Annotated in this window: 23 protein-coding genes; 13 read left to right on the top strand and 10 right to left on the bottom strand. The window is 67.8% G+C overall.

What is annotated here, in order from left to right:
• Nucleotides 1–15: 15 nt before the first annotated feature.
• Nucleotides 16–1452, bottom strand: a complete 1437-nt coding sequence (gene cls / locus CNE_RS24060) for a cardiolipin synthase (RefSeq protein ID WP_013952888.1) — start codon at nt 1450–1452, stop codon at nt 16–18.
• Between the two features lie 408 nt (nt 1453–1860).
• On the opposite strand from cls, the gene CNE_RS24055 reads away from it, so the two are divergent.
• Nucleotides 1861–2616 (top strand): response regulator transcription factor, encoded by a 756-nt coding sequence (locus tag CNE_RS24055; protein ID WP_013952887.1) that lies wholly within the window; start codon nt 1861–1863, stop codon nt 2614–2616.
• Here the strand turns inward: CNE_RS24055 and CNE_RS24050 are convergent.
• A complete protein-coding gene (locus CNE_RS24050) occupies nt 2613–4463 on the bottom strand; it encodes a phosphodiesterase (protein ID WP_041228626.1) in 1851 nt (616 codons plus the stop codon). The two genes, CNE_RS24055 and CNE_RS24050, sit on opposite strands and share 4 nt — an antisense overlap.
• Before the next feature lie 230 nt (nt 4464–4693).
• Between CNE_RS24050 and CNE_RS24045 the strand changes: the two genes are divergently transcribed.
• The 3 genes from CNE_RS24045 to CNE_RS24035 all read left to right on the top strand — a co-directional run bounded on the left by CNE_RS24045 (nt 4694) and on the right by CNE_RS24035 (nt 7595).
• Entirely contained in the window at nt 4694–6322 is a 1629-nt protein-coding gene (locus CNE_RS24045) for a methyl-accepting chemotaxis protein (protein WP_041228625.1), read from the top strand.
• 191 nt (nt 6323–6513) lie between these two features.
• Nucleotides 6514–7110 (top strand): HAD domain-containing protein, encoded by a 597-nt coding sequence (locus CNE_RS24040; RefSeq protein ID WP_013952884.1) that lies wholly within the window; start codon nt 6514–6516, stop codon nt 7108–7110.
• Between the two features lie 116 nt (nt 7111–7226).
• Complete coding sequence (locus CNE_RS24035; protein ID WP_035823957.1) at nt 7227–7595, top strand: 5-carboxymethyl-2-hydroxymuconate Delta-isomerase; 369 nt, start codon at nt 7227–7229, stop codon at nt 7593–7595.
• Between the two features lie 224 nt (nt 7596–7819).
• Here the strand turns inward: CNE_RS24035 and CNE_RS24030 are convergent, their stop codons facing one another.
• The 3 genes from CNE_RS24030 to CNE_RS24020 form a co-directional block, all read right to left on the bottom strand.
• On the bottom strand, nt 7820–8806 hold the full coding sequence (locus CNE_RS24030) for an alpha/beta hydrolase fold domain-containing protein (RefSeq protein WP_013952882.1): 987 nt from the start codon (nt 8804–8806) through the stop codon (nt 7820–7822).
• A gap of 129 nt (nt 8807–8935) precedes the next feature.
• The gene (locus tag CNE_RS24025) at nt 8936–9394 is read right to left on the bottom strand and encodes an HU family DNA-binding protein (RefSeq protein ID WP_010809407.1); all 459 of its coding nucleotides are present in this window, start codon (nt 9392–9394) and stop codon (nt 8936–8938) included.
• A gap of 181 nt (nt 9395–9575) precedes the next feature.
• Complete coding sequence (locus tag CNE_RS24020) at nt 9576–9965, bottom strand: hypothetical protein (RefSeq protein WP_013952880.1); 390 nt, start codon at nt 9963–9965, stop codon at nt 9576–9578.
• Nucleotides 9966–10043: 78 nt separating this feature from the next.
• Between CNE_RS24020 and CNE_RS24015 the strand changes: the two genes are divergently transcribed.
• Genes CNE_RS24015 through CNE_RS24005 form a run of 3 tightly spaced genes read left to right on the top strand, consistent with a single transcriptional unit; the run spans nt 10044 to nt 12426 of the window.
• On the top strand, nt 10044–10394 hold the full coding sequence (locus CNE_RS24015) for a PepSY domain-containing protein (RefSeq protein WP_013952879.1): 351 nt from the start codon (nt 10044–10046) through the stop codon (nt 10392–10394).
• Nucleotides 10395–10410: 16 nt separating this feature from the next.
• Nucleotides 10411–11085: a response regulator transcription factor gene (locus CNE_RS24010; RefSeq protein WP_013952878.1), complete on the top strand. Its 675-nt coding sequence runs from the start codon at nt 10411–10413 to the stop codon at nt 11083–11085.
• Nucleotides 11086–12426: a sensor histidine kinase gene (locus CNE_RS24005; protein ID WP_013952877.1), complete on the top strand. Its 1341-nt coding sequence runs from the start codon at nt 11086–11088 to the stop codon at nt 12424–12426. It abuts the gene before it with no gap.
• On the opposite strand, the gene CNE_RS24000 is transcribed toward CNE_RS24005, so the two are convergent.
• A complete protein-coding gene (locus tag CNE_RS24000; RefSeq protein ID WP_013952876.1) occupies nt 12427–12924 on the bottom strand; it encodes an Mpo1 family 2-hydroxy fatty acid dioxygenase in 498 nt (165 codons plus the stop codon).
• Between the two features lie 185 nt (nt 12925–13109).
• On the opposite strand from CNE_RS24000, the gene CNE_RS23995 reads away from it, so the two are divergent.
• The 5 genes from CNE_RS23995 to CNE_RS23975 all read left to right on the top strand — a co-directional run bounded on the left by CNE_RS23995 (nt 13110) and on the right by CNE_RS23975 (nt 18463).
• Nucleotides 13110–13862: a Crp/Fnr family transcriptional regulator gene (locus CNE_RS23995; RefSeq protein WP_013952875.1), complete on the top strand. Its 753-nt coding sequence runs from the start codon at nt 13110–13112 to the stop codon at nt 13860–13862.
• 27 nt (nt 13863–13889) lie between these two features.
• Complete coding sequence (locus CNE_RS23990) at nt 13890–14756, top strand: arylamine N-acetyltransferase family protein (RefSeq protein ID WP_013952874.1); 867 nt, start codon at nt 13890–13892, stop codon at nt 14754–14756.
• Nucleotides 14757–14961: 205 nt separating this feature from the next.
• A complete protein-coding gene (locus CNE_RS23985; protein WP_011617096.1) occupies nt 14962–15726 on the top strand; it encodes an SDR family oxidoreductase in 765 nt (254 codons plus the stop codon).
• Between the two features lie 97 nt (nt 15727–15823).
• Nucleotides 15824–17572, top strand: a complete 1749-nt coding sequence (locus CNE_RS23980) for a class I adenylate-forming enzyme family protein (RefSeq protein ID WP_013952873.1) — start codon at nt 15824–15826, stop codon at nt 17570–17572.
• Between the two features lie 48 nt (nt 17573–17620).
• Nucleotides 17621–18463, top strand: a complete 843-nt coding sequence (locus tag CNE_RS23975; RefSeq protein ID WP_330995912.1) for an acid phosphatase — start codon at nt 17621–17623, stop codon at nt 18461–18463.
• A gap of 33 nt (nt 18464–18496) precedes the next feature.
• On the opposite strand, the gene CNE_RS23970 is transcribed toward CNE_RS23975, so the two are convergent.
• From CNE_RS23970 to CNE_RS41560, 4 genes are all read right to left on the bottom strand, one after another.
• The gene (locus CNE_RS23970) at nt 18497–18979 is read right to left on the bottom strand and encodes a CreA family protein (RefSeq protein WP_013952871.1); all 483 of its coding nucleotides are present in this window, start codon (nt 18977–18979) and stop codon (nt 18497–18499) included.
• A gap of 14 nt (nt 18980–18993) precedes the next feature.
• Complete coding sequence (locus CNE_RS23965) at nt 18994–19479, bottom strand: acyl-CoA thioesterase (RefSeq protein ID WP_013952870.1); 486 nt, start codon at nt 19477–19479, stop codon at nt 18994–18996.
• A 209-nt stretch (nt 19480–19688) separates the two neighbouring features.
• Complete coding sequence (locus CNE_RS23960; RefSeq protein ID WP_010814166.1) at nt 19689–19970, bottom strand: HU family DNA-binding protein; 282 nt, start codon at nt 19968–19970, stop codon at nt 19689–19691.
• Between the two features lie 301 nt (nt 19971–20271).
• Nucleotides 20272–20445 (bottom strand): hypothetical protein, encoded by a 174-nt coding sequence (locus CNE_RS41560; RefSeq protein WP_158310028.1) that lies wholly within the window; start codon nt 20443–20445, stop codon nt 20272–20274.
• Nucleotides 20446–20477: 32 nt separating this feature from the next.
• Here CNE_RS41560 and CNE_RS23955 point away from each other — a divergent pair, with 32 nt between their 5' ends.
• On the top strand, nt 20478–21680 hold the full coding sequence (locus CNE_RS23955; protein ID WP_013952869.1) for an ammonium transporter: 1203 nt from the start codon (nt 20478–20480) through the stop codon (nt 21678–21680).
• Nucleotides 21681–21784 lie beyond the last annotated feature (104 nt).

The following is a 21784-nucleotide window of genomic DNA, read 5'->3' as shown; positions in this document are numbered from 1 at the left end:
ACCGGAATGCGGGCTTCAGAGGATTGGCGCGAACAGCTTGGCGACGTGCATCGCCACGCGCAGCGGCGCCGGCGCGTCAAGGAACTCGTCTACGCTGATGCGCCGGGCCTGGGCGAAGTCGGCTTCGAGCATGGTGGCCACGCTCGCGGCAAAGCCCTTGTCGGCGGTCATCACCATCAGCTCGAAGTTGAGCCGGAACGAGCGGTTGTCCAGGTTGGCCGTGCCGACAGCCGCGGCTTCGTCGTCGACCAGGATGACCTTCTGGTGCAGGAAGCCCGGCTGGTAGCGATACAGCTTGATGCCGGCGGACACGGCCTGGTACGCATAGATGGTGGAGGCGGCATAGACTACCAGGTGATCGGGCCGCGCCGGAATCAGGATGCGCACATCCACGCCGCGCAGCACGGCCAGCCGCAGCACCGCAAACACCGCCTCGTCCGGCACGAAATACGGCGACGTGATCCACAGCCGGTGGCGCGCCGACTGGATGGCCTCGACAAAGAACAGCGAACAGGTCTCCTGCGCGTCGGCAGGGCCTGACGGCACCACCTGGCAGGTCATGCGCCCGCCCACCTCAGGCGGCGGCATCAGCAGGTGCGGCACCTCGCGCGCGGCCCAGAACCAGTCTTCGGCAAAGGCCATCTGCAGGTCCAGCACGGCGCTGCCGCGCAGCGCGATATGGGTGTCGCGCCACGGCGCCAGCGGCGGGCGTTCGCCCAGGTATTCGACGCCGACGTTGTGGCCACCAACAAAAGCCTCGCTGCCATCGACGATCACCAGCTTGCGATGGTTGCGAAAATTGAGCTGGAACCGATTGACAAAGCCGCGGTGCGTGGAGAACGCCCGCGCATCGACACCGGCCTCGGTCAGCGTACGCACGTAGCGGCGCGGCAGCGCGTGGCAGCCGATGCGATCGAACAGGAAGTACACCTTGACGCCGGCCCGTGCACGCTCACACAGCAGCGCCTGCAGGCGCTGGCCCAGCGCGTCGTCATGCACGATGAAGAACTGCACGATCAGCACCTGACTGGCCCGCGCGATCGCGGCAAAGATCGCCTCGAAGGTCTGCTCGCCATTGACCAGCAAGCGCACGTCATTGTTGGCCAGGCACGGCATGCCGGTCAGCCGGGGCAGCGCACGCATGCAGACCTGCGCCGGCGCATGGACCACGCAGGCGCTGCGCGCCTCGCGCTCGCGCGGGGTCATGCCGTGGCGCAGCTCGCGCAGGTGGTCGTCATTGAAACGCCGCGCATCGACGTAGCCGGCGAAGGTGCTGCGCCCGAAGACCAGGTAAGGCACCAGCGTGAAGTACGGCATCATCAGCAGCGACCCCGCCCACGCGATCGCGCCGGGCGCGGTGCGCACCGTCATGACGGCATGCAGGGCGGCCACCACGCCGACGACGTGAAAGCACAGGACGATGATGGCGATGACACTCGGGCTCTGCAGCATCGGTGGGCTTGAGTCCCCGGACCAGAACGGGATGCGCGCTATTTTGGCACACCCCGCCCGGATGTTGACAGCACGGCGCCCATAACTTCAACGCGGCTGCCTTCTTTTTTGGCACGCCGACAGCATCACGGTGCCAAGCCGTAGTCTGGCCACTGTTCCCTGGCTTGTCCACAGGAACTGTGGACAACTTTCCATATCGCCATCGGCCCCGTCGACACGCGCTCCGTCACGCTAACAACGCGAGCGCCATCAAAAAAACAGCAGAAATTTCAGAAAGGTCTGATTGTCCTGTTGACCGCACTTTTTGTACGCTTGCTGCCTGCGAGCGGTAGTGCTGCGTGCGTGCGCGCCTGCCTTCGTTCCATCGCGGTCCGGCCGTCCCTGCCACGCTCTCGTATTTCGCCATCGATGAATATTGCGCGGCTCATGGGCAAGTCGCCCCAACTCCGGCCGGTGCCGGAACTGCTGGCACGTTCCGGTTATCGTTGCAACGTGTTTGAATCGGGCCGCGACCTGATCCACGGTGTCAGCCAGGTACCGTTCGACCTGCTGCTGATCGATGACGAGTTGCCGGACCTGCCAGCCGTCGACGTTATCCGTGCCGTGCGCTGTGCGCGCTCACGCGATGTGCCCATCATCATGCTTGCGGCCGACAGCAGTGAAGATGGCCTCGTCGATGCACTCGAAGCCGGCGCTGATGACTACGTATGCCGTCCGCTCAATGCGCGCGTGCTGATGGCACGCATCACGGCGCCGCGCCGCCGGGTGACCGGAGAGCGCCTGCGCCAGGGCCTGGTGGTGCGCGTCGGCCCCTATCAGCTCAACAGTGTGGGCCGCTTTGCCACGCTGCGCGACGAGCGCATCGAAATGACGCCGAAGGAATTCGACCTGGCCATGCTGTTGTTCTCCAATGTCGGCCGGGTCCTGTCCAGCGACCGCATCCAGCAGGCGGTGTGGCGGCATGAACTGGCGCCGCTGTCACGGGCACTGGCCGGACTGATCTCGCGCCTGCGCAAGACCCTGCGCATCGGCATCGCCAACGGCATCGTCATCACCGTCGTCTACGCGCACGGCTACCGGCTCGACGTACTGGAAGGGGGCGACGCGCCCAGGCTGCCCGCAGCGGGCCGCCGGGTCACCAGACGCAGGCAGCCGGACCGCTAGACCGACAGCGTCGCGGCCAGCGACAGGAAGTCCAGCACGGCCATGCCGGTTGCCGAGCGCTTGGCCTCGCGCTTGGCCGCCGCCGCCGCGGCACCGATATGCTGGCTGCCCAGCCGCTGCAGGCCCGCAACGCCCTCGCCGCTCACACACACCACGCCAACCGCCATCGACACTGGCGCAAAGAAGACCGGCCGCCCGTGCCGGTCTTCGCCATGCATGCCACCGGCGCTGCGATCGGCGGGCGAATACATGGCGCGCGCCGCGTCGTTGAAGCGCCGGATTGCCGCTTGCAGGCGCGCGGCCCAGTCGCTGCTCTGGTACAGCACCAGGAAATCGTCGCCGCCCACATGGCCGAGAAAATCGCGTGCGGGATCACAGGCCTCGGCCAGGATGGCGGCCGCGCCCTTGAGCATCTCATCGCCCTTCCAGTAGCCATACTTGTCGTTGAAAGGCTTGAAATGGTTCAGGTCGACATAGCAGGCGCGGAACTCGCTGGCGGCTTCGATCAGTCGCTCGATATGCTGGTTCAGCGGAATATTGCCGGGCAGAAAGGTCAGCGGATTGGCGTAGCGCGCCGCCTCCATGCGCACTTCGGTGATGGCCCGGATCAGGTCGGCGCCGGTGCCCAGGCCGATATAGCAGCCCTGTTCGGTGATCACGAAACCATCGGCAAGCGAACGCGTGTTCTCGCCGGACAGGATCTGCGCCATTTCCTCCAGGCTGGCGCGATGGTCAAAGCAGGCCGGCTCGCGGTTGGCCATGGCGATGCAGGCCTTCTTGCCATACAGCTCGCGATGGAACGGCGCCGCGTAGCGGTCGACAAAGGCCTGGCGGCTGATGATCGCCAGCGGCCGGCCTTCGTCATTGACGACGGCCACGGCCTGCAGGTCGGGCTGGTCCTGGAAGACGCGCAGCACCGCATCGTTGCTGGTGGCAGGGGACACGGTCGGCGCTGGCCGCAGCAGGCGCCCGGCGGTGATGCCCGACCAGCCTGAGCGCACCATTTGCGGAAACACGGCGATATGGCGCGACGCCAGCGCCTGGTGCACGTGCAGCGGCGCCTGCGCGGCCGGCCGCGCCACGGGCCGGCCCACGTAGTAGCCCTGGGCGCCGGTCACGCCCAGGTCGCGGATCACGGCGAGCTCGTCTTCGTCTTCGATGCCTTCGGCGATCACGCGCCCGCCAAAGGCGCTCATCATGCGCAGCAGCGCGCGCAGGATTTCCAGCCGGCGCGAACAGGAAGCAATGCCCCGCACCAGCGATTTGTCGATCTTGACGAAGTGCGGCGACAAGTGCGCCAGCAGGTCGAGGTTGGCATGCCCGGTGCCGAAATCATCCAGCGCGTATTGCATGCCGAGCTCGCGCAGCACCGCCATCGCCTGGGCAAAGCTGGCCGCATCGCCGATCGGGGTCTGTTCGGTGACTTCGATCACCAGGCGCGATGGCGCAATGCCCGCTTCCAGCAGCGCCGCCATCAACCGCCCGCGCTCGGCCAGCAGGTGCCGCAATGTCATGGGGCTGAAATTGAGGAAGAGCTTGCCGGGCAGGTCCAGGCTGCGCCAGGCGGCCAGCGCGGTGCGCGCCGCGTGGATCTCCAGCGCCATGGTCGCGGCAACGCCCTGCGCCAGCCGGAACAACGCGTCGGGTTTCGCCCAGGGCGAGCCCGCCGGGCCCCGGATCAGCGCCTCGTAGCCAAGAATTTCGGCATTGTCGGCCTGCACGATCGGCTGGAATACCGCGTGCAGCGGCGGCAGCCGTGCACGCGCCAGTGCCGCCGCGACGGGGGTGCCAGAAGATGCGACAGGTGCGCGGTCGTGCGAAGGCGTGGCGGCAGGCAGGCCTGTCATGGAGGAAATCCGGGGGTGGAGCAAGATGGGCGAGCGACATTGCATGACATGGAGATGACAGCGTGATGACAAAGATCCTCATTCCATGTCACGCCGGCGTCACGTTGATGACCGACCATCCGTGCGCCGCCTGCGACCGCCCCGGACAGAGGACAGCGCGCGCGGCAATTCGGGTCAAGCCCGGGCCGTGCATCCTTCTGGAGCCAGCGTGCCCGTTTGGAGTCTTCTCCGTGTTGCAAGTCATCAAGACACACCTGCCCGGCCGCAGCCGGGCAGCTGCCCCCGCGCGGCTGTTCGCGCGGCTTTCCGCACGACTGGGCCGCCTGCCGCTGGTGGCGCGCCTGTGCGCCGCCTTTGCCCTGGTGTACCTGTTCGGCGCCGCCGTCGGGTTGACCGGCATCGCCAACCTGGTCTCGATCAAGGCGCGCACCGACACCCTGTACCAGCACGACATGCACGGCGCCATCTCGGCCGAGCGTGCGCAGTCGGCGCTGGCTACCCTTGGCCGTGCCCAGCTGGCGCTGACCATGGCCACCAGCAGCACCGAGCGCGACGATGCCGCCGCCGACATCGCGCGCGGCCTGTCGCAGCTCGATGCTGCGCTGGCCGGCGTACGCCAGGCCGCCGCGGCACAGGCCGCGCCGCTGCTGCGCGAACGCCAGCGCGCCGGCGAGCTGGTGCAGGCCTACGTGGCGCTGCTGCGCAAGCAGCCACTGGACTCGCTGCAATTCGACAGCGCGGTCTCAGTCGACGGCCACTTCGTCACCGAACAGCTGCAATCCCTCAGCCGGCAGGTGGAAGCCGTGCGCCAGCAGCAGGAACAAAAGGCCGCGGCCACGGTGGCCAGCGTGGCGGCCAGCCAGCTGCGCGCGCAGGCATGGATGGCCGCCCTGCTCGGCGCCAGCCTGCTGGCGGCCGCCGCGCTGGCGTGGATCGCGGCGCGCAGCCTGCGTGCCGAGCTTGGCGGCGAGCCGCGTGACGCCGCCGAGATCGCGCGCCGCATAGCCGCCGGCGACCTGACCGCCACCATCGCCCTGCGCCCGTCGGACCACAGCAGCATGCTGCACCACGTGGCCGGCATGCGCGACCAGCTTGCCGGCGTACTGGCGCGTATCCAGGCCAGCGCACAGGAGATCACCGCGGCCGGCCAGCAGATCGCCGAAGACAACCAGGCCCTGTCGGCGCGCACCCAGCAGCAGGCCAGCGCGCTCGATGCCACCACCGGCAGCATGCAGGCACTGGCCGCGCGCGTGGCCGACGCGCACGCCCAGGCCACCGAATCGAGCCAGATGGCCAGCCAGGCACGTGCCGCCACCGATGCCGGCGCTGCCGTGGTGCAGCAGATGCGCGGCGCGATGGATACGCTGCACGGCCACTCGCGCCATATCGCCGAGATCGTCGGCGTGATCCAGGGCATCGCCTTCCAGACCAATATCCTGGCCCTGAATGCCGCCGTGGAAGCGGCCCGCGCCGGCCCCGCCGGCCGCGGCTTTGCGGTGGTCGCGCAAGAAGTGCGCGCGCTGGCCCAGCGTAGCGCCGATGCGGCGCGCGAGATCGGTGGCATCGTCGGCACGGCTACACATGAGATCGAGCAAGGCACGCGCCTGAGCGCCAGCGTGGTGGTGGCGATGGACCGCATCGCGGCTACCGTCGGGCACAGCCATGCGCTGGCCGAGGCGTTGCGCACGATTGCCGACGAGCAGGCCGGCAGCGTGCAGGCCGCCGGGCAATCCGTATCGCAGCTGCGCCAGACCGCCCAGCAGAACGCGGCGCTGGTCGATGACCTGGCCAGCCAGGCAGCCCGGCTGGACCAGCAGGCAGCGGCACTGGCCGACGATGTGGCCCGCTTCCGCTTCTAGTGCGTGTCATCCTTGTATCGGCCAGATGTGTCCGGGCGAAACATTTGTCATGGCGGCGTAACCGGCATTTACGTCTTCCCCGACAAAGTTACAGATCTGTTTCAACTGAACCCGCGCCGGTTACGTGTCAGCCTGCCCCTGGCGAGTAATCTTGGTTCACACCAACTGAACTGGCACCCGCACAGGAAACCATGGCTGAACGACTCATCATGCTGGACGTACCCGGCGTCCTGTATTCCGACCGCTCCCGCACCCGCCTCGGCGGCATTCCGGATTCGGGCACGCTGCGCGACGTCCGGTTCTTTGATCCTGTCGCGCTGGGGTTCGTACGCAGGTTGTTCGGCGTGGCCGGCGCCCGCGTGGTGGTGTCCGACGCCTGGCGCCGCGGCACGCCCGCGGCAATCCTGCAGCAGCTGGACCTGCAGGTCGAAGCCATGACCCCGCCGGCCGCAGGCGGCCATGGCGCGGAAATCGAAGCCTATTTCGCCCAGGGCGCCATGCCGGTCCACTACGTGATCATCTCCTGCGCCGCCCCGGAGTCGATGCCCGAAGCCTTGCGCGAGCACCTCGTCACCGTTGACCCGGCTGCCGGGCTGACTCTGGAGAACTTCCAGCAGGCGCTAGGCATCCTGGGCGTGGCCTGCCCGTCCACGGTGATGCCCGCACCGAAACTGGATGCCGGCCTGAAGGCCAAGCTGGCCCAGCTGCAGCAGCTCGCCCGGGAAAATCCGGCCCGCTTCGACGGCGCGCGGGCACCGGCACGCAAGCGCACGCCTGTCCACGCCTGATCCCGCAGCAGCAGCACATCCCGACGGGGCGCCCAAAGGCGCCCCGTTTGCATTGGTACGCCCTGCGATCCCGTATCATGCTCGGTTTCACCGGAACGCACAGTCAGGACGCCGCCATGCCTCACCTCGTCATCGAACTCACCGAAAACACCCGCCTGAACTGCTCGCAGGAAGAGTTGCTGGATGAAGCCAATGCCGCCCTGCTGGCTTCCGGACAGTTCCAGGAGGCGGATATCAAGTCGCGCTGCATCACGCTGTCGACTTACCGCCAGGGCGTGGACGCGGTCGAGCGGGCCTTTGTCCACGCGCGCCTGTCGATCCTGGACGGCCGCGACACCGCCGTGCGCCAGGCACTGGCGCAGGCCGTCTGCGACGTGATCGCCGAAGCGGTGCGGGCTGGCTCCGGCACCGGCCAGGACGTGCAGGTGTCGGTAGAGGTCTGCGAGATGGCGCGGGCAACCTATGCCAAGCAGGTGGTGGCCTGAGGTAGCGGACCGGAGGGTGGCCGCCAAATAAAAAACCCGCGGCCATTGCGGCCGCGGGCGGAAGCTTCAGGAAGGCTCCGGAAGCTCTGTCATGGGGAGCGCCCCCGCACCCATGACCTGACCGATTCTAGCGGGGCGCCCGTGCTTCCAGTTTGACGCAGGTTAAACTTGTTCCAGTCGGATCCGCTTGCGGCCAGCCTGGCATGAATCACCCGGCGGCCGCATCAACCCGGGTCGGTCACTTCCTGCGGGGCAACGGCAGCGCGCACCGGCGCCAGCCCGTCCCTGCCCTCCGCGCCATGGGCGTCGTCGGCAAGCACGGACCGCACAATCTCGGCAAACGCCGCGTCCGCTTCCGGCATCGGCAGCAGCATCCAGACGTGGAACATCCCCTCGCCCTCGTGATACCGAAGCGGCAGGCCTTGCTCGTCGGCCATCTGGCGGAACTTCCTGCAGTCGGGCAGCAGGATGTCATGGGTGCCGATGAACAATGTGGTGGGCGGCAACCCGCGCAACACGCCGTGCATGGGACTGACCTGCGGCAAGGTCACCGGATCCGCGCCGGCATAGACGCGCCCGCATTCAATGCCCCCGGGGCGTGACAGCATCGGGTCGAACGGCTCCAGGGCATCGATGCCGGGATTGTTGCCGGTGGCATCCAGGAACGGCGACATCAATACCAGGCGCCGCGGCAGCGGTTGGCCGCTGTCGCGCAGCACCTGTGCCAGCGCCAGCGCCATGCCACCGCCAGCGGAATCGCCCATGACGGTCAGGTCTGCGCCCGGATAGCGCTGCTGCAGCGCCTGCCACAGCGGCACCATGGCCGCGAACACGTCGCGGTGAGTATGTTCCGGCGCCAGCGGATAGACCGGCACCGTCACCGCGCAGCCAAGCGCGTCCACCAGCTTGCCGACGAAATCCCAGTGCTGGCTGACGATGTCGAAAACATAGCCGCCGCCGTGCAGGTAAAGGATATGACGGGCCTTACCGTGCGCAGGCCCGCTCCTGGGCTGCACGGTGTAGACCGCCATCCCGGCGATCCGCTCCTCGCTGACCGCGTGCCGCGCGAGCAGGCGGCGGGACGGATAGGCGCGCCCGGCGATACGGCGCCGCCGGATTTCATCATGGAGCGCCTGGGCGCTGGCAAACCGCCGCTTGCGCCGGACCAGGCGCAAGGCAAGCCGCCACAGCTGGCATTGCAGACTTGGCATCGTGTCTCCTCCCGCGCCGGTCTGTCGCCGGCGGCTGAAAATGCAGGAACGCGCGGCACGTATTGCGCTCACGCATAAAAAAAGGAGCCGGCAAGCGGCTCCTTTTTTGTCAGGACAATGTGGCGCAGATCAGGCTGCGGCGTCCTTCAGCTTCTTCAGCGGACGGACCTTGACCTTGACGCTGGCCGGCTTGGCCGGGAACCAACGCTCTTCACCGGTGAACGGGTCCTTGCCGAAGCGCTTCTTCTTGGCCGGCACTTGCTGCGCCGTGACCTTCAGCAGGCCGGGCAGCGTGAACTCGCCAGCGCCCTTCTTGTTCAGCGCGCCGATGATGGTGGTTTCCAGGTGGGCCAGCACCGTCTTCACGGCCTTGGCTTCCAGTTGGGTCTGAGCTACCAGGTGAGCGACCAGGCTCGACTTGTTGAAGGTGTCCTTCAGCGGGCGCGCAACGGGCGCAGCGGCCGGAGCAGCCTTCTTGGCCGGCGTGGCCTTCTTGGCGGCAGCCTTCACGGGTGCCTTGGTTGCCGCAGCCTTCTTGGCAGCGGGCTTGGTTGCAGTCTTCGCGGTCGGTTTCGCTTTGGTCGCCATATCGATATTCGTAAGTTGAACAAATGGGTGTCGGCAGGTGTTTCGCATTGCTTCTCAGCGTTGCGCAATCGTCTTCTCGACGCCCACTGAATCATAGCGGAAAGTACCGTAAGTCAAGGGGTTTTCGTGCATGCGAAACGTAAAACCCCGTGAAAACCCCGGGTTTTGTCGCGGCTTTGCCTCAGTGGAAACGCGAATACGGCCTACGTACCCCCGTTTTGGCGTTCGCGTCAGCCGCTTCAGGTGCCTGCGCGCGCAGCGATGCGCGTGCCGCGGCGCTACCGTTTGCAGCCTGGTCACCCGTGCAAAGCGCCAGCACCGAACCCGCGAAGAGAGTGCCGAGCGCAATCATCGCCAGGCTTGCATCGGCATGCCACCATGCCTGCCAGGACGCAAGCAGGCCGGCCTGCATGCCGAACAGGCTCGCCACGCACAGCAGTGAAACCGGCACGCCGGCCGCCAGTGCGAGCCAGCGCAGGCACCTTGCGCGCGGCGAAGACAAGTGGCGGTTGGGTGTCGATACGGGCGGCATGGGCGGGCTCTCTGGCAGGATGGCTGTGATGGCGGCCATTGTCCGTGCCGGCGACTGAACGCCGCCTGAGGGTTACGTTCAGCCCGCATTCAGGCAATTTGATGCAAACTCCGGCCCATGAAGTTCAATTTCCCGGCCCTCCTGCGCCCGCGCATGCTGGTCGCTGCGGCGCTGCTGGCGCTGGCGGCGATGCCGGCCGCGCACGCCGACAAGGACGCCGACCGCGCCCGCGCGGCCGTGCAGTCGGGCGAAATCCTGCCGCTGTCGCGCATCCTGGAAACAGTATCGCGCCAGTACGCGGGCGACGTGATCGGCGTGGAGCTGGACCGCGATGACGGCATCTGGCAGTACGAGGTCAAGCTGCTGTTGCCCGGCGGTTCGGTGGCCAAGCTCGAGTACGATGCACGCACGGCCGCCCTGCTCAAAGCCAAGGGGCGTGGGCTGGAAGACGCCCGCCGCAAACCCTGACCGACAGGAGATCCCGATGCGCATCTTGCTGGTCGAAGACGAAGCCGCCCTCGCCGCCCAGGTCCGTACCAGCCTGGCCGACGCCGGCTATGCCGTCGACGTGGCCGCGGACGGCCTGGACGCCTGCCACCTGGGCGAGCAGGAGCCCTACGACGCCGTCATCCTGGACCTGGGCCTGCCGCGGCTGGACGGCCTTTCGGTGCTGCGCCGCTGGCGCGCCGCGCAGGTCAGCGTGCCGGTGCTGATCCTGACCGCGCGCGACAGCTGGACCGAGAAGGTCGAAGGCATCGACGCCGGCGCCGACGACTACCTGGCCAAGCCATTCCGCATGGAGGAGCTGCTCGCGCGCATCCGCGCGCTGATCCGGCGCGCGCACGGCATGCCGGCGCCAGAGCTGCAATGCGGCCCGGTGCGGATGAATCCGCGCGCAGGCACGGTCACCGTCGACGGCACGCCGGTGGCGCTGACCTCGCATGAATTCCGCGTGTTGGACTACCTGATGCACCATCCCGGCGCCATCATCAGCAAGACCGCGCTGACCGAGCATATCTATGCCCAGGACTTCGACCGCGACAGCAACACCATCGAGGTCTTTGTCGGGCGGCTGCGCCGCAAGCTTGGCGTGGACGTCATCGAGACCGTGCGCGGCCAGGGCTACCGGCTGCGGCCGCCGTTGCAGCTGCAGCCCTAGATGCCCGCCCGCCTGCGCCGGTCCCTTGCGCTGCGCCTGCTGGCAGTGGCGGCGATCTGGCTGGCAGCGGCGCTGGGCGTCAGCGGCTGGCTGCTGTCGACACTGTTCGAGCGCCACGTCAACAACACCTATGTGCGCCAGCTCGACCACCAGTTGGCGGGCCTGGCCGCGGCGCTGGACTGGAGCGCCGACGGCAAGCTGGTCCTTACCCGTACCCCTGCCGATCCCCGCTACGAGCTGCCCTACTCCGGCACCTACTGGCAGGCGCGCGCGCCGGGCGCGCTGCTGCGCTCGCGCTCGCTGTGGGATACGGAAATGCCGGTGACGGTGGAGCGCCGCCTTGCCGGCGCCCAGGCCGATGTGCGCCCGGGCCCCGGCAACCAGTCGTTGCTGGTGGTGTCCCGGCAACTGGTGCTGCCGTCCGCGGATACCCCGGTGGAGATCTCGGTGGCGCTGGACCGGACCGAGCTGCGCGCCGAGCGCCGCAGCTTCAACCGGACGCTGGCGTGGTCGCTGACGGCGCTGGGGCTGGGGCTGATGCTGGCGGTCGCGGCGCAGGTGAAGTTCGGCCTGGCGCCGCTGGCGCGGCTGCGGCGCGCGCTGGGCACGATGCAGGCGCGGCGCGAGGCACGCCTGGGCGGCGACTGGCCCACCGAAGTCGAACCCCTGGTGGCCGAGATCAATGCCCTGCTGGCACGCAATGCCCAGGCGCTGGAACGCTCGCGCCGGCAGGCGGCTGACCTGGCGCACGCGGTCAAGACGCCGCTGGCAGTGCTCGCCAACGAGGCCGAGGCGCTGCCGGGGGCACCGGCGCAAGCCGTGGCGGCGCAGGTCGAAGCGATGCGCCGGCAGGTCGACCGCCACCTGGCGCGCGCCCGCGCCGCGGGCGCCGCGGCGGCGCGCGGCGAGCGCATCGATGCCGGCCCGCCGGTACGCGAGCTGACGCGTGCACTGGCGCGGCTGCACGCTGAGCGCGCGCTGGCGCTGACGGTTGAAGGCGCCGGGCACTTTGCCGGGGACCGGCAAGACCTGATCGAAATACTCGGCAACCTGCTCGACAATGCCTGCCAGTGGGCGCGCACGCGCGTGCGCGTCACGCTGCAGGAAGCGGATGGCGAGCTCGACATACTGGTCGAAGACGACGGCCCGGGCATGCAGCCGGAGGCGCAGGCACTGGCCACCGCTCGCTATGGCCGGCTCGATGAGGCCGCTGCTGGCAGCGGCCTGGGCCTGGCGATCGTGACGGAAATCGCCGCGATGTACGACGGCAGCCTGGCGCTGGCATCGAGCCCGCTGGGCGGGCTGGCGGCGCGGCTGCGGCTGCCGGCGGGGTTGCCTTGATCAGTGCGCGCGGGCGGCCATGGCCTCGCGCGTGTCGCGTGCCAGCCCCAGCGCAAAGGCGGTTTCCGCCACCAGGAACAGCGGACCGATCAGCAGGCCGACCAGGTCGTCGACGAACGCCGGCTTGCGCCCCTCGTAATAGTGGCCGATGAACTGGATCACCCATCCCGCCACGAACAAGCCAACGCCGATGGCAAGCCACCAGGCGGTGGGCATCGCTGCAATATGTGCGCCGGCATAGAGGAAGAACGCCAGGATGGCCGCCATCGCCACCCCGAACACCAGCGACAGGCGCAGGTAGAACAGGCACGACAGGATGTACAGCAGCATCGCCGGCGTCAGGTAGGCAGAGCCGTCGCCCAGCGGCAGCGCCGGGCGTGCCAGCAGCGTCGTCACTGCCAGCACGATCATCGGGATGCCGATGAAGTGCGTAAAGACGTTGCGCGGGTCGCGATGGTAGGCAGCGTAGTTGGCCAGGTGTTCGATCAGGGTTTTCACGGGGGCGTCTCCTTGTGCGCAGGCGTGCGCGTGCCGCCTGCTGCTGCGCGGCGGGCGCGATGTGGATTTATAGTAGTGGGCGCGCACCGTGCGGTCTGTCAGGTTTTTGACAGTCGGCACAGTCGCGCGTGCCCTTGTGTGTCCCTGCTAACACCCGGCACAGCCCCATATGAAAGGAGACCGGCATGGGACTGGCGAGCCCGCCGCAACGCCCCCGATCGCAACTCGCCGGCACGCTGCCCGGCACGGTGCCGCCGCGCGACGATTCCCTTGCTGCCGTACGTGCCGGCGCGTGGTTCAGCCAGTTGCCGCCGGCGCTGCGCCAGGCACTGCTCGATGACGGCAGCCTGCGCCGGCTGGTGGCCGGCGAGACGCTCTTTGCCCGCGGCGACCGCTTCGACGGCCTGTATTGTGTCGCCAGCGGCACCATGCAGATCCACGCCAGCGGCGAATCGGGCAAGGCGGCGTTGCTCGGACTGCTGGAGCCCGGCACCTGGTTCGGCGAAATCTGCCTGTTCGACGGCCTGCCGCGCACCCACGACGCGCGCGCGGTCAGCGCCACGATGCTGTGGCACGTGCCGCGCGCCAGCCTGGAGCGGCGCCTGGCGCAGCAGCCGGCATGGTGGCAGGCCTTCGGGCAATTGCTGGCCGCCAAGACGCGCCAGGCCTTCAACTATGTCGAGGAAGCGCAATTGCTGCCGCCGGCGGCGCGCATCGCCCGCCGCCTGGCCGCGATCGCCCATGGCTACGGCAACCTGCCGCAGGACCAGGCCACGCAGCGCGTGCGCATCCCGCAGGAACAGCTTGCGCAGATGCTGGGCCTGTCGCGCCAGACCGTGAACCACGCGTTGCGCGAACTGGAAGCGCGCGGGCTGCTGCGGCTGGGGTATGGCGGCATCGAACTGCTTGACCTGCCGGCGCTGGAAGCGCTCAACTGAATGCATCGCACCGGAGCCCCGCACACCATGATGACCCTGGACGCCCCCCAACTGGACGCCTGGCTGGCACGCCTCGGCATTGCCGCCCCGCCCTCGCCCACGCTGGAAGCGCTGGATATCGTACTGGCCGCGCACCTGGCCAGCATTCCGTTCGAGAACATCGATCCGCTGTTGCGCCGGCCTGTACGGATCGAACTGGATGCGGTCTTCGACAAGCTCGTCACGCGCCGGCGCGGCGGCTACTGCTTTGAGCTCAATACACTGCTGGCGGCCGGGCTGGGCGCGCTCGGCTACGCCGTGACGCCGCTGGCCGCGCGCGTGCGCTGGGGCGTTCCCGACGATGTGCCGACCATGACCTCGCACATGCTGCTGCGCGTGGAAGTGGCGCATCGTAGCTACCTGGCCGATGTCGGCTTCGGCGGCCCCACGCCATACCGGGCGATGCCGCTGTCCGAGCCGGCCGATGACAGCTTCCCTTACCGTCTGGCCCCTTCGCCGCCGGAGGCCACCGCCACCGCGTTCCACAGCTACGATCTGGAGGCGCGCGGCGACACCGGCTGGATCAAGGTCTACCGCTTTGACCTGACGCCGCAGCCGTGGATCGATTTCGTGCCGCGCAACTGGTATGTATCGACGCACCCTGACAGCGTGTTCCTGCAGCGGCTGATGGCCGCGCGCACCGACGGCGGCACCCGCGTGACGCTGGCCGACGGCGACCTGGCCGAGCGCGCACCGGACGGCACCGTGCGCCGAACGCGGCTGGCCTCGCCCGAGGCCGTGGTGCAGGCCTTGTCGGATCGCTTTGGCGTGCTGCTGGACGATGACCTGCGGCGTGGCCTGGCCGACGCCCTGCCAGCGCTGCTGGCGCCCGCAACGGCATCCTCCGGCACCTGAGGCGCCATGATTGCGCTATGCAGCATGCCTGCCATGCACGGCGCGCATTGCCCGCAGAAAGAATCCTGATATGGCCGGCGCGCGGCACCCCGGCCTGTGGACTGGTGCCAGCGGCGCCACCATAATGTCCTGGCGATGCTGCCTGCGGGCACGTCGCCAGGACAAAGCCGGCCCCTGACGCCGGCGCAGCCATACAGGAGACTCCATGTCATTGTTTGATCTGACGGGCAAGGTTGCCATCGTCACCGGCTCCTCGCGCGGGATTGGCCGCGCCATCGCCGAGCAGATGGCCGTCCAGGGCGCCAAGGTGGTCATTTCTTCGCGCAAGATCGAGGCCTGCCAGGAAGTGGTGGATGCCATCAACGCTCGCCACGGCGCCGGCACCGCGATCGCGGTCCCTGCCAATATTTCTTCGAAGGACGACCTGCAGCGCCTGGTCGACGAGACCAACCGCGCCTTCGGCAAGATCGATGTGCTGGTCTGCAATGCCGCGTCCAACCCGTACTACGGGCCCATGAGCGGCGTGTCGGACGACCAGTTCCGCAAGGTGCTGGACAACAATGTCATCTCCAACCACTGGCTGATCCAGATGGTTGCCCCGCAGATGATCGACCGCAAGGACGGCTCGATCATCATCGTGTCGTCGATCGGCGGCCTGCGCGGCTCGCCCACCATCGGCGTGTACAACATCTCCAAGGCCGCCGACTTCCAACTGGCGCGCAACCTCGCCGTCGAGTTCGGGCCGCACAACGTGCGCGTGAACTGCATCGCGCCGGGGCTGATCAAGACCGACTTTGCGCGCGCGCTGTGGGAAGATCCCGAGCGCTACAAGCAGTCCACCCAGGGCGCCCCGCTGCGCCGCATCGGCGAACCCGTCGAGATCGCCGGGGCGGCGGTCTACCTGGCGTCGGCGGCCAGCACCTTCATGACCGGCCAGGCGCTGGTCGTGGACGGCGGCGTGACCATCTGAGCGTCTGGCCCCAGCATTGCGGGCGCCGGCCTTCACGCCGGCGCCCGCCGCTTTCCTGCATTTCCCTCAACCTGCAGTGCAGTTCCGGGAGGCAGTCATGTCGAGCAATCCGCAGTTGGCCGGCACCTGGCCGGTCATGTCGCTGGCCGAGGCCCACGCCCGGCTTACCGCGCCCGGCGCGCCGTTCGAAACCGAAACGCGCGTGATCCGCGGCATCCCCACCACAGTCTGGAAGAACGCCCCCCCCACGCTGCGCGAGCTGTTGCTGAATACGCGCGCGTTTGCCGACCGCACCTTCGTGGTCTACGAGGACGAGCGCGTCTCCTACGATGCCTTCCGGCGCGCGGCCATCGCCCTGGCCCATGCACTGGCGCGCGACGGCGTGCGCAAGGGCGACCGCGTGGCCGTAGCCATGCGCAACCTGCCTGAATGGCCGGTGGCGTTCTACGGCGCGCTGCTGGCGGGTGCCATCGTGACACCGCTCAATGCCTGGTGGACCGGGGCCGAGCTGGAGTATGGCCTGGCCGATTCGGGCAGCCGCGTGGCGATCGTCGATGCCGAACGGCTCGACCGCATCCTGGAACGCCTGACAGGCTGCCCGGCGCTGGAACGCGTCTATGCCTCACGTGTCGGCGGCACCGCCTCCGAGCCGCGTGTGGCTCCGCTGGAGAGCGTGATCGGCACCCCGGCTGACTGGGCCGCGCTGCCAGACCAGCCGCCGCCACAGGTCGATATCGATCCGGACGACGACGCCACCATCTTCTACACCTCGGGCACCACCGGCAAGCCCAAAGGCGCGCTCGGCACCCACCGCAACTCCACCAACGTGGCGGTCGCCGGCAGCTTCAGCCCGATCCGCAACCTGTTGCGCCGGGGCGAGCCGATTCCCGCGCCGGACCCCGCCGCACCGCAAAAGGCCATGCTGCTGGCGGTGCCGTTCTTCCACGTCACCGGCTGCATGGCGGTGCTCAACGGCGCCATCGCCACCGGCGGCAAGATGGTGCTGATGCACCGCTGGGACGCGCTGCGCGGCATGGAACTGATCGAGCGCGAGAGCTGCACCGCGGCCGGCGGCGTGCCCACCATCGCATGGCAGATCCTGGAGCATCCGGAGCGCGACCGCTTCGACCTGTCCTCGCTGGAGAACGTCAACTACGGCGGCGCGCCGGCATCGCCCGAACTGGTGCGGCGCATCGGCGAGGTATTCCCGCTGGCCGCACCCGGCATCGGCTGGGGCATGACGGAAACGTCGTCCACCTTCACCAGCCACAGCGCCGAGGAATACGTGATGCGCCCGGACAGCAGCGGCCCGGCACTGCCGATCGGCGAGATGAAGGTGGTGGACGGGTACGGCCGCGCGTTACCGCCCGGCGAAACCGGCGAGCTGATGGCGCGCGGCGCCAATGTCGTGCGCGGCTACTGGAACAAGCCCGAGGCCACGGCGCAGACCTTTGCCGACGGCTGGCTGCGCACCGGCGACATTGCACGGCTGGATGAGGAAGGCTACGTCTATATCGTCGACCGGATGAAGGACATGCTGATCCGCGGCGGCGAGAACATCTACTGCATCGAGGTGGAAAGCACCCTGTACGAGCATCCGGCGGTGATGGATGCCGCGGTGGTCGGGCTCGCGCACAAGACGCTGGGCGAAGAGCCGGCCGCGGTGGTCAGCTTGAAGCCCGGCATGCAGGCGAGCGAGGCCGAGCTGCAGGATTTCGTGCGCACGCGGCTGGCGGCGTTCAAGGTGCCCGTGCGTATCCTGATTTACCAGGAGATGCTGCCGCGCAATGCCAATGGCAAGATCCTGAAGTCGAACCTGCGCAAGCTGTTCGACGCAGCCGCCTGAATCGCGGCAGGACAGCCCCGACTCGACAAAAACAACAAGGACGACCAATTGACGGAACAAGCAAAGCGTGACCGCTCCCTGTCCACCCCAGTGCGGGCAATGACCGCGGTGGCACTCGCCGCCCTGGTGGCGGGCTGCGCCGCCGGCGGCACCAACCTGTCCGCGGTGCCAGAGCTGCGCCCCGGCGTGGCAGCAGGGTACCTGGCGGCCGATGCGCGCCCGGACAGCCTGAAGCTGCTGCCCGCGCCGCCGGCGCAGGGCTCCCCCGCCCTGGCGCTGGATGAAGACGCCGCGCGCCAGGCCGGCACGCTGCGCGGCTCGTCGCGCTGGCAGCTGGCCACCGAAGATGCCGTGCTGACGTTCCCGCAGGCTGCCAGCACGTTCTCATGCGTGCTGGGCGTGCCGGTCAGCGAGAAAGACACGCCCTACCTGAACATCCTGCTGCGGCGCAGCCTGGTCGATGCCGGCCTGTCCACCTACGGCGTCAAGGACCGCTACAAGCGCACCCGCCCCTTTGTGGCCAACAAGACGCAGATGTGCACGCCGGCCGACGCCGCCAAGCTGGAAAAGGATGGCTCGTACCCGTCCGGCCACAGCGCCATCGGCTGGGCCTGGGCGCTGATCCTGGCGGAGGTCGAGCCGCAACGCGCCAATGACATCCTGGCGCGCGGGCGCGCGTTCGGCCAGAGCCGCGTGGTCTGCAACGTGCACTGGCAAAGCGATGTCAACGAGGGCCGCATGATGGCCGCGGCAACGGTGGCGCGGCTGCATGCCGATCCCACCTTCCGCGCCGACCTGGACCAGGCCCGACGCGAAGTGGCGGCGGCACGCGCCAGCGGCGCGCGCCCGTCGCGCGACTGCCAGGCGGAGAGCGCAGCGCTGGCCCCCTGATCCGCCGGTTGCCGGGGCCGGCTACTGCACGGGTTACTTCACCGGGATGACCGTGCCCGCCGGCACCGGCACGGCGGTGACGCTGTTCTGCGGGCTGCCGCTGACAATGCGGTCGGAGTACGTCAGGTACACCAGCGTGTTGCGCTTGCGGTCGACCGCGCGCACGACGTGCAGGACCTTGAACAGGATCGACATGCGTTCGGAGAAGACGTTGTCCTGTTGCCGGATCGGCCCCTTGAAGGCGATCGTGCCCACCTGCCGGCAGGCGATCGATGCCTCCGGCGGGTCTTCGGCCATGCCCAGCTGGCCCTTGATACCGCCCGTGCGGGCGCGCGACACATAGCAGGTCACGCCGTCCACCTGGGGGTCGTCATAAGCTTCGATCACGACCTTGTCGGAGCCGGTCATGCGGAAATTGGTGCTGACGCTGCCGATCTCCTCGGCGTAGGCGCCCGAGGCGGCCGCCAGACAGGCGACGGCCAGGACCGTGCGGATGCGATTGCAGTTGCGCTTCATGGCGGGGTCGGTATTCAGGTCACCGACGACTTGATGTCGTCGTGGCGCTTTTCCATTTCCTGGCGCAGCGCGCGGCGCTGCTGGGCGGCGGCAAAGCGCTGGCGCTCCACCTCGTCGCGCGGCTCCAGCGGCGGCACCTCGGCCGGTGTGCCGTTGTCGTCCACGGCCACCATGGTGAAGTAGCAGCTGTTGGTATGGCGCACCAGCTTGCTGCGGATGTTCTCGGTCACCACCTTGATGCCGATTTCCATCGAGCTGCGGCCGGTGAAGTTGACCGAGGCCAGGAAGGTCACCAGCTCGCCCACGTGGATCGGCTGGCGGAACACCACCTGGTCGACCGACAGCGTCACCACGTAGCGGCCGGCGTAGCGGCTGGCGCAGGCATAGGCAACCATGTCCAGGTACTTGAGGATGGTGCCGCCGTGGACGTTGCCGGAGAAGTTGGCCATGTCCGGCGTCATCAGCACGGTCATGGAAAGCTGGTGGGACTGGTCGTTCATGATGCGGGTACGGATTGCGGGGCGGGATTTCGGGGGCGAACCTGCGAGGGCGGCATTGCCTGAATGCACGCCGGAACGCTGGCGCCGGCAGTTTAACCCGGATCGTGCCCGCCGTTGCCGGCGGCAGCCCGGTGCCGGCAAGGGTGGCCGTGCCGGGCAACAAAAAAGCGGCCTGCAAGGCCGCTTTTCACGCTGTGGACGCAAACTGCTTACTTCTTCTTGTTCACCGCGTCCTTGAAACCCTGCCCGGCAGAGAACTTGACCGTCTTGGCGGCCGGGATCTTGATGGTTTCACCGGTGCGCGGATTGCGGCCGGTGCGGGCGGCGCGTTTGCCGGCGCTGAAGCTGCCAAAGCCCACCAGCGTCACCGAATCGCCCTTTGCCACTGCCTTCTTGATACTGTCCAGCGCTGCGTTGAGCGCGCGCTCGGCGGCGGCATTGCTCAGTTCTGCTTCCGCGGCGATGGCCGATACCAGTTCACCTTTATTCATGGCTGATTTCCCTTGTTGGTCGTCGTCACCGATGTGCGTGCCTCGCGGCAAAGCCATCGATCGGCGCAGTCTAATCTGCCCGTTGCGCGTAGAGCAATCCCCAGTGGCACCAATGCGACAAAAAAACCCGCAAATCCTTGATTGAGGCCGGTTAGCGGGCAATTTCCATCGCTTTTCCCGCTTGCCAGAAGCCGACTTTGCCAGGCCGTCCTGCCGCGCGGCAACGCCAGGCCGGCTCGCGCCCGGGGCAAACCAGAGCATAGGACAAATTCCCACAAATGGGGCGTCGCACCATAACGGTTCAGCCTGCGCCGCCGCCGCGCGCCATTTCGGCGCATCCGCACCACCACGGCGATGCCAATGGCAACGCTGCCAACAGCGCCGCCCCGGTCTGCGCGCGGCATTCCGGTGCGGTTTTACCCGACAAGGTGCACGTGGCACCAGGATGCGGCCATTGCTGGAATGCTTTTTGCATACCCACGCTCCCATTTTGAGCATGAGGTCACTATGGACAACTGGAAGACCGGCACCGACGCCCTGTTTATCCTGCTAGGCGCCATCATGGTGCTGGCCATGCACGCCGGCTTTGCCTTCCTGGAACTGGGCACGGTGCGCAAGAAGAACCAGGTCAACGCACTGGTAAAGATTCTGGTGGATTTTGCGGTTTCGACGATCGCCTATTTCTTTATCGGCTACACCATTGCCTACGGCGTGCAGTTCATGTCCGGGGCCGAAACGCTGGCGCAGAAAAACGGTTACGAACTGGTCAAGTTCTTTTTCCTGGCGACATTTGCCGCGGCTATTCCGGCGATTATCTCGGGCGGTATTGCCGAGCGTTCACGCTTCAATCCGCAGCTGCTCGCCACCTTCGTGCTGGTGGGTTTTGTCTATCCGTTCTTCGAAGGCATCGCCTGGAACCAGCGCTTTGGTGTGCAGGACTGGATCACGCGCGTGGCCGGCGCACCGTTCCATGACTTTGCCGGCTCGGTGGTGGTGCATGCGCTGGGCGGCTGGATCGCGCTGCCGGCGGTGCTGCTGCTGGGCGCGCGGCGCGGGCGCTACCAGAAGGACGGCCGCATCAGCGCCCATCCGCCCTCAAACATCCCGTTCCTGGCGCTGGGCGCCTGGGTGCTGGCGGTGGGCTGGTTCGGCTTCAACGTCATGAGCGCGCAGACAGTCGACAAGGTCAGCGGCCTGGTGGCGATCAACTCGCTGATGGCAATGGCCGGCGGCACGCTGGCGGCCTGGGCGGCCGGACGCAACGACCCGGGCTTTGCCTACAACGGCCCGCTGGCCGGGCTGGTGGCGGTGTGCGCGGGCTCGGACCTGATGCACCCGCTCGGTGCGCTGATCACCGGCGCGGTGGCCGGCGCGCTCTTTGTCTATATGTTCACGCTGGCGCAGAACAAATGGCATATCGATGACGTGCTCGGCGTGTGGCCGCTGCACGGGCTGTGCGGCGCCTGGGGCGGCATTGCCGCGGGCATCTTCGGGGCCAGGGCACTGGGCGGGCTGGGCGGCGTGTCGCTGGGCGCGCAGGTAATCGGCACCGTGCTCGGCATCGTGGTGGCGCTGGCCGGCGGCACCCTGGTATACGGTGCGCTGAAGAAGCTGGTGGGCATCCGGCTGGATGCCGAAGGCGAATTCAATGGGGCGGACCTGACCTTGCACCGGATTTCGGCAACGCCGGAACGGGAAACCAACTGGTAATGGCGTTCGGGCCGTCCTGATTCAAATAGACAAGCTGCGCAAGGCAGCTTGTCTTAACAATAATTTGCTTGCACTTCCGGTACGGCGTCTCAATAATTGCCGTG

Source organism: Cupriavidus necator N-1 (genome assembly GCF_000219215.1).
In the GTDB taxonomy this organism is placed as follows: domain Bacteria; phylum Pseudomonadota; class Gammaproteobacteria; order Burkholderiales; family Burkholderiaceae; genus Cupriavidus; species Cupriavidus necator.
The sequence above is the reverse complement of the archived record's forward strand: the minus strand, read 5'-3'. Positions and strand labels throughout refer to the sequence as shown.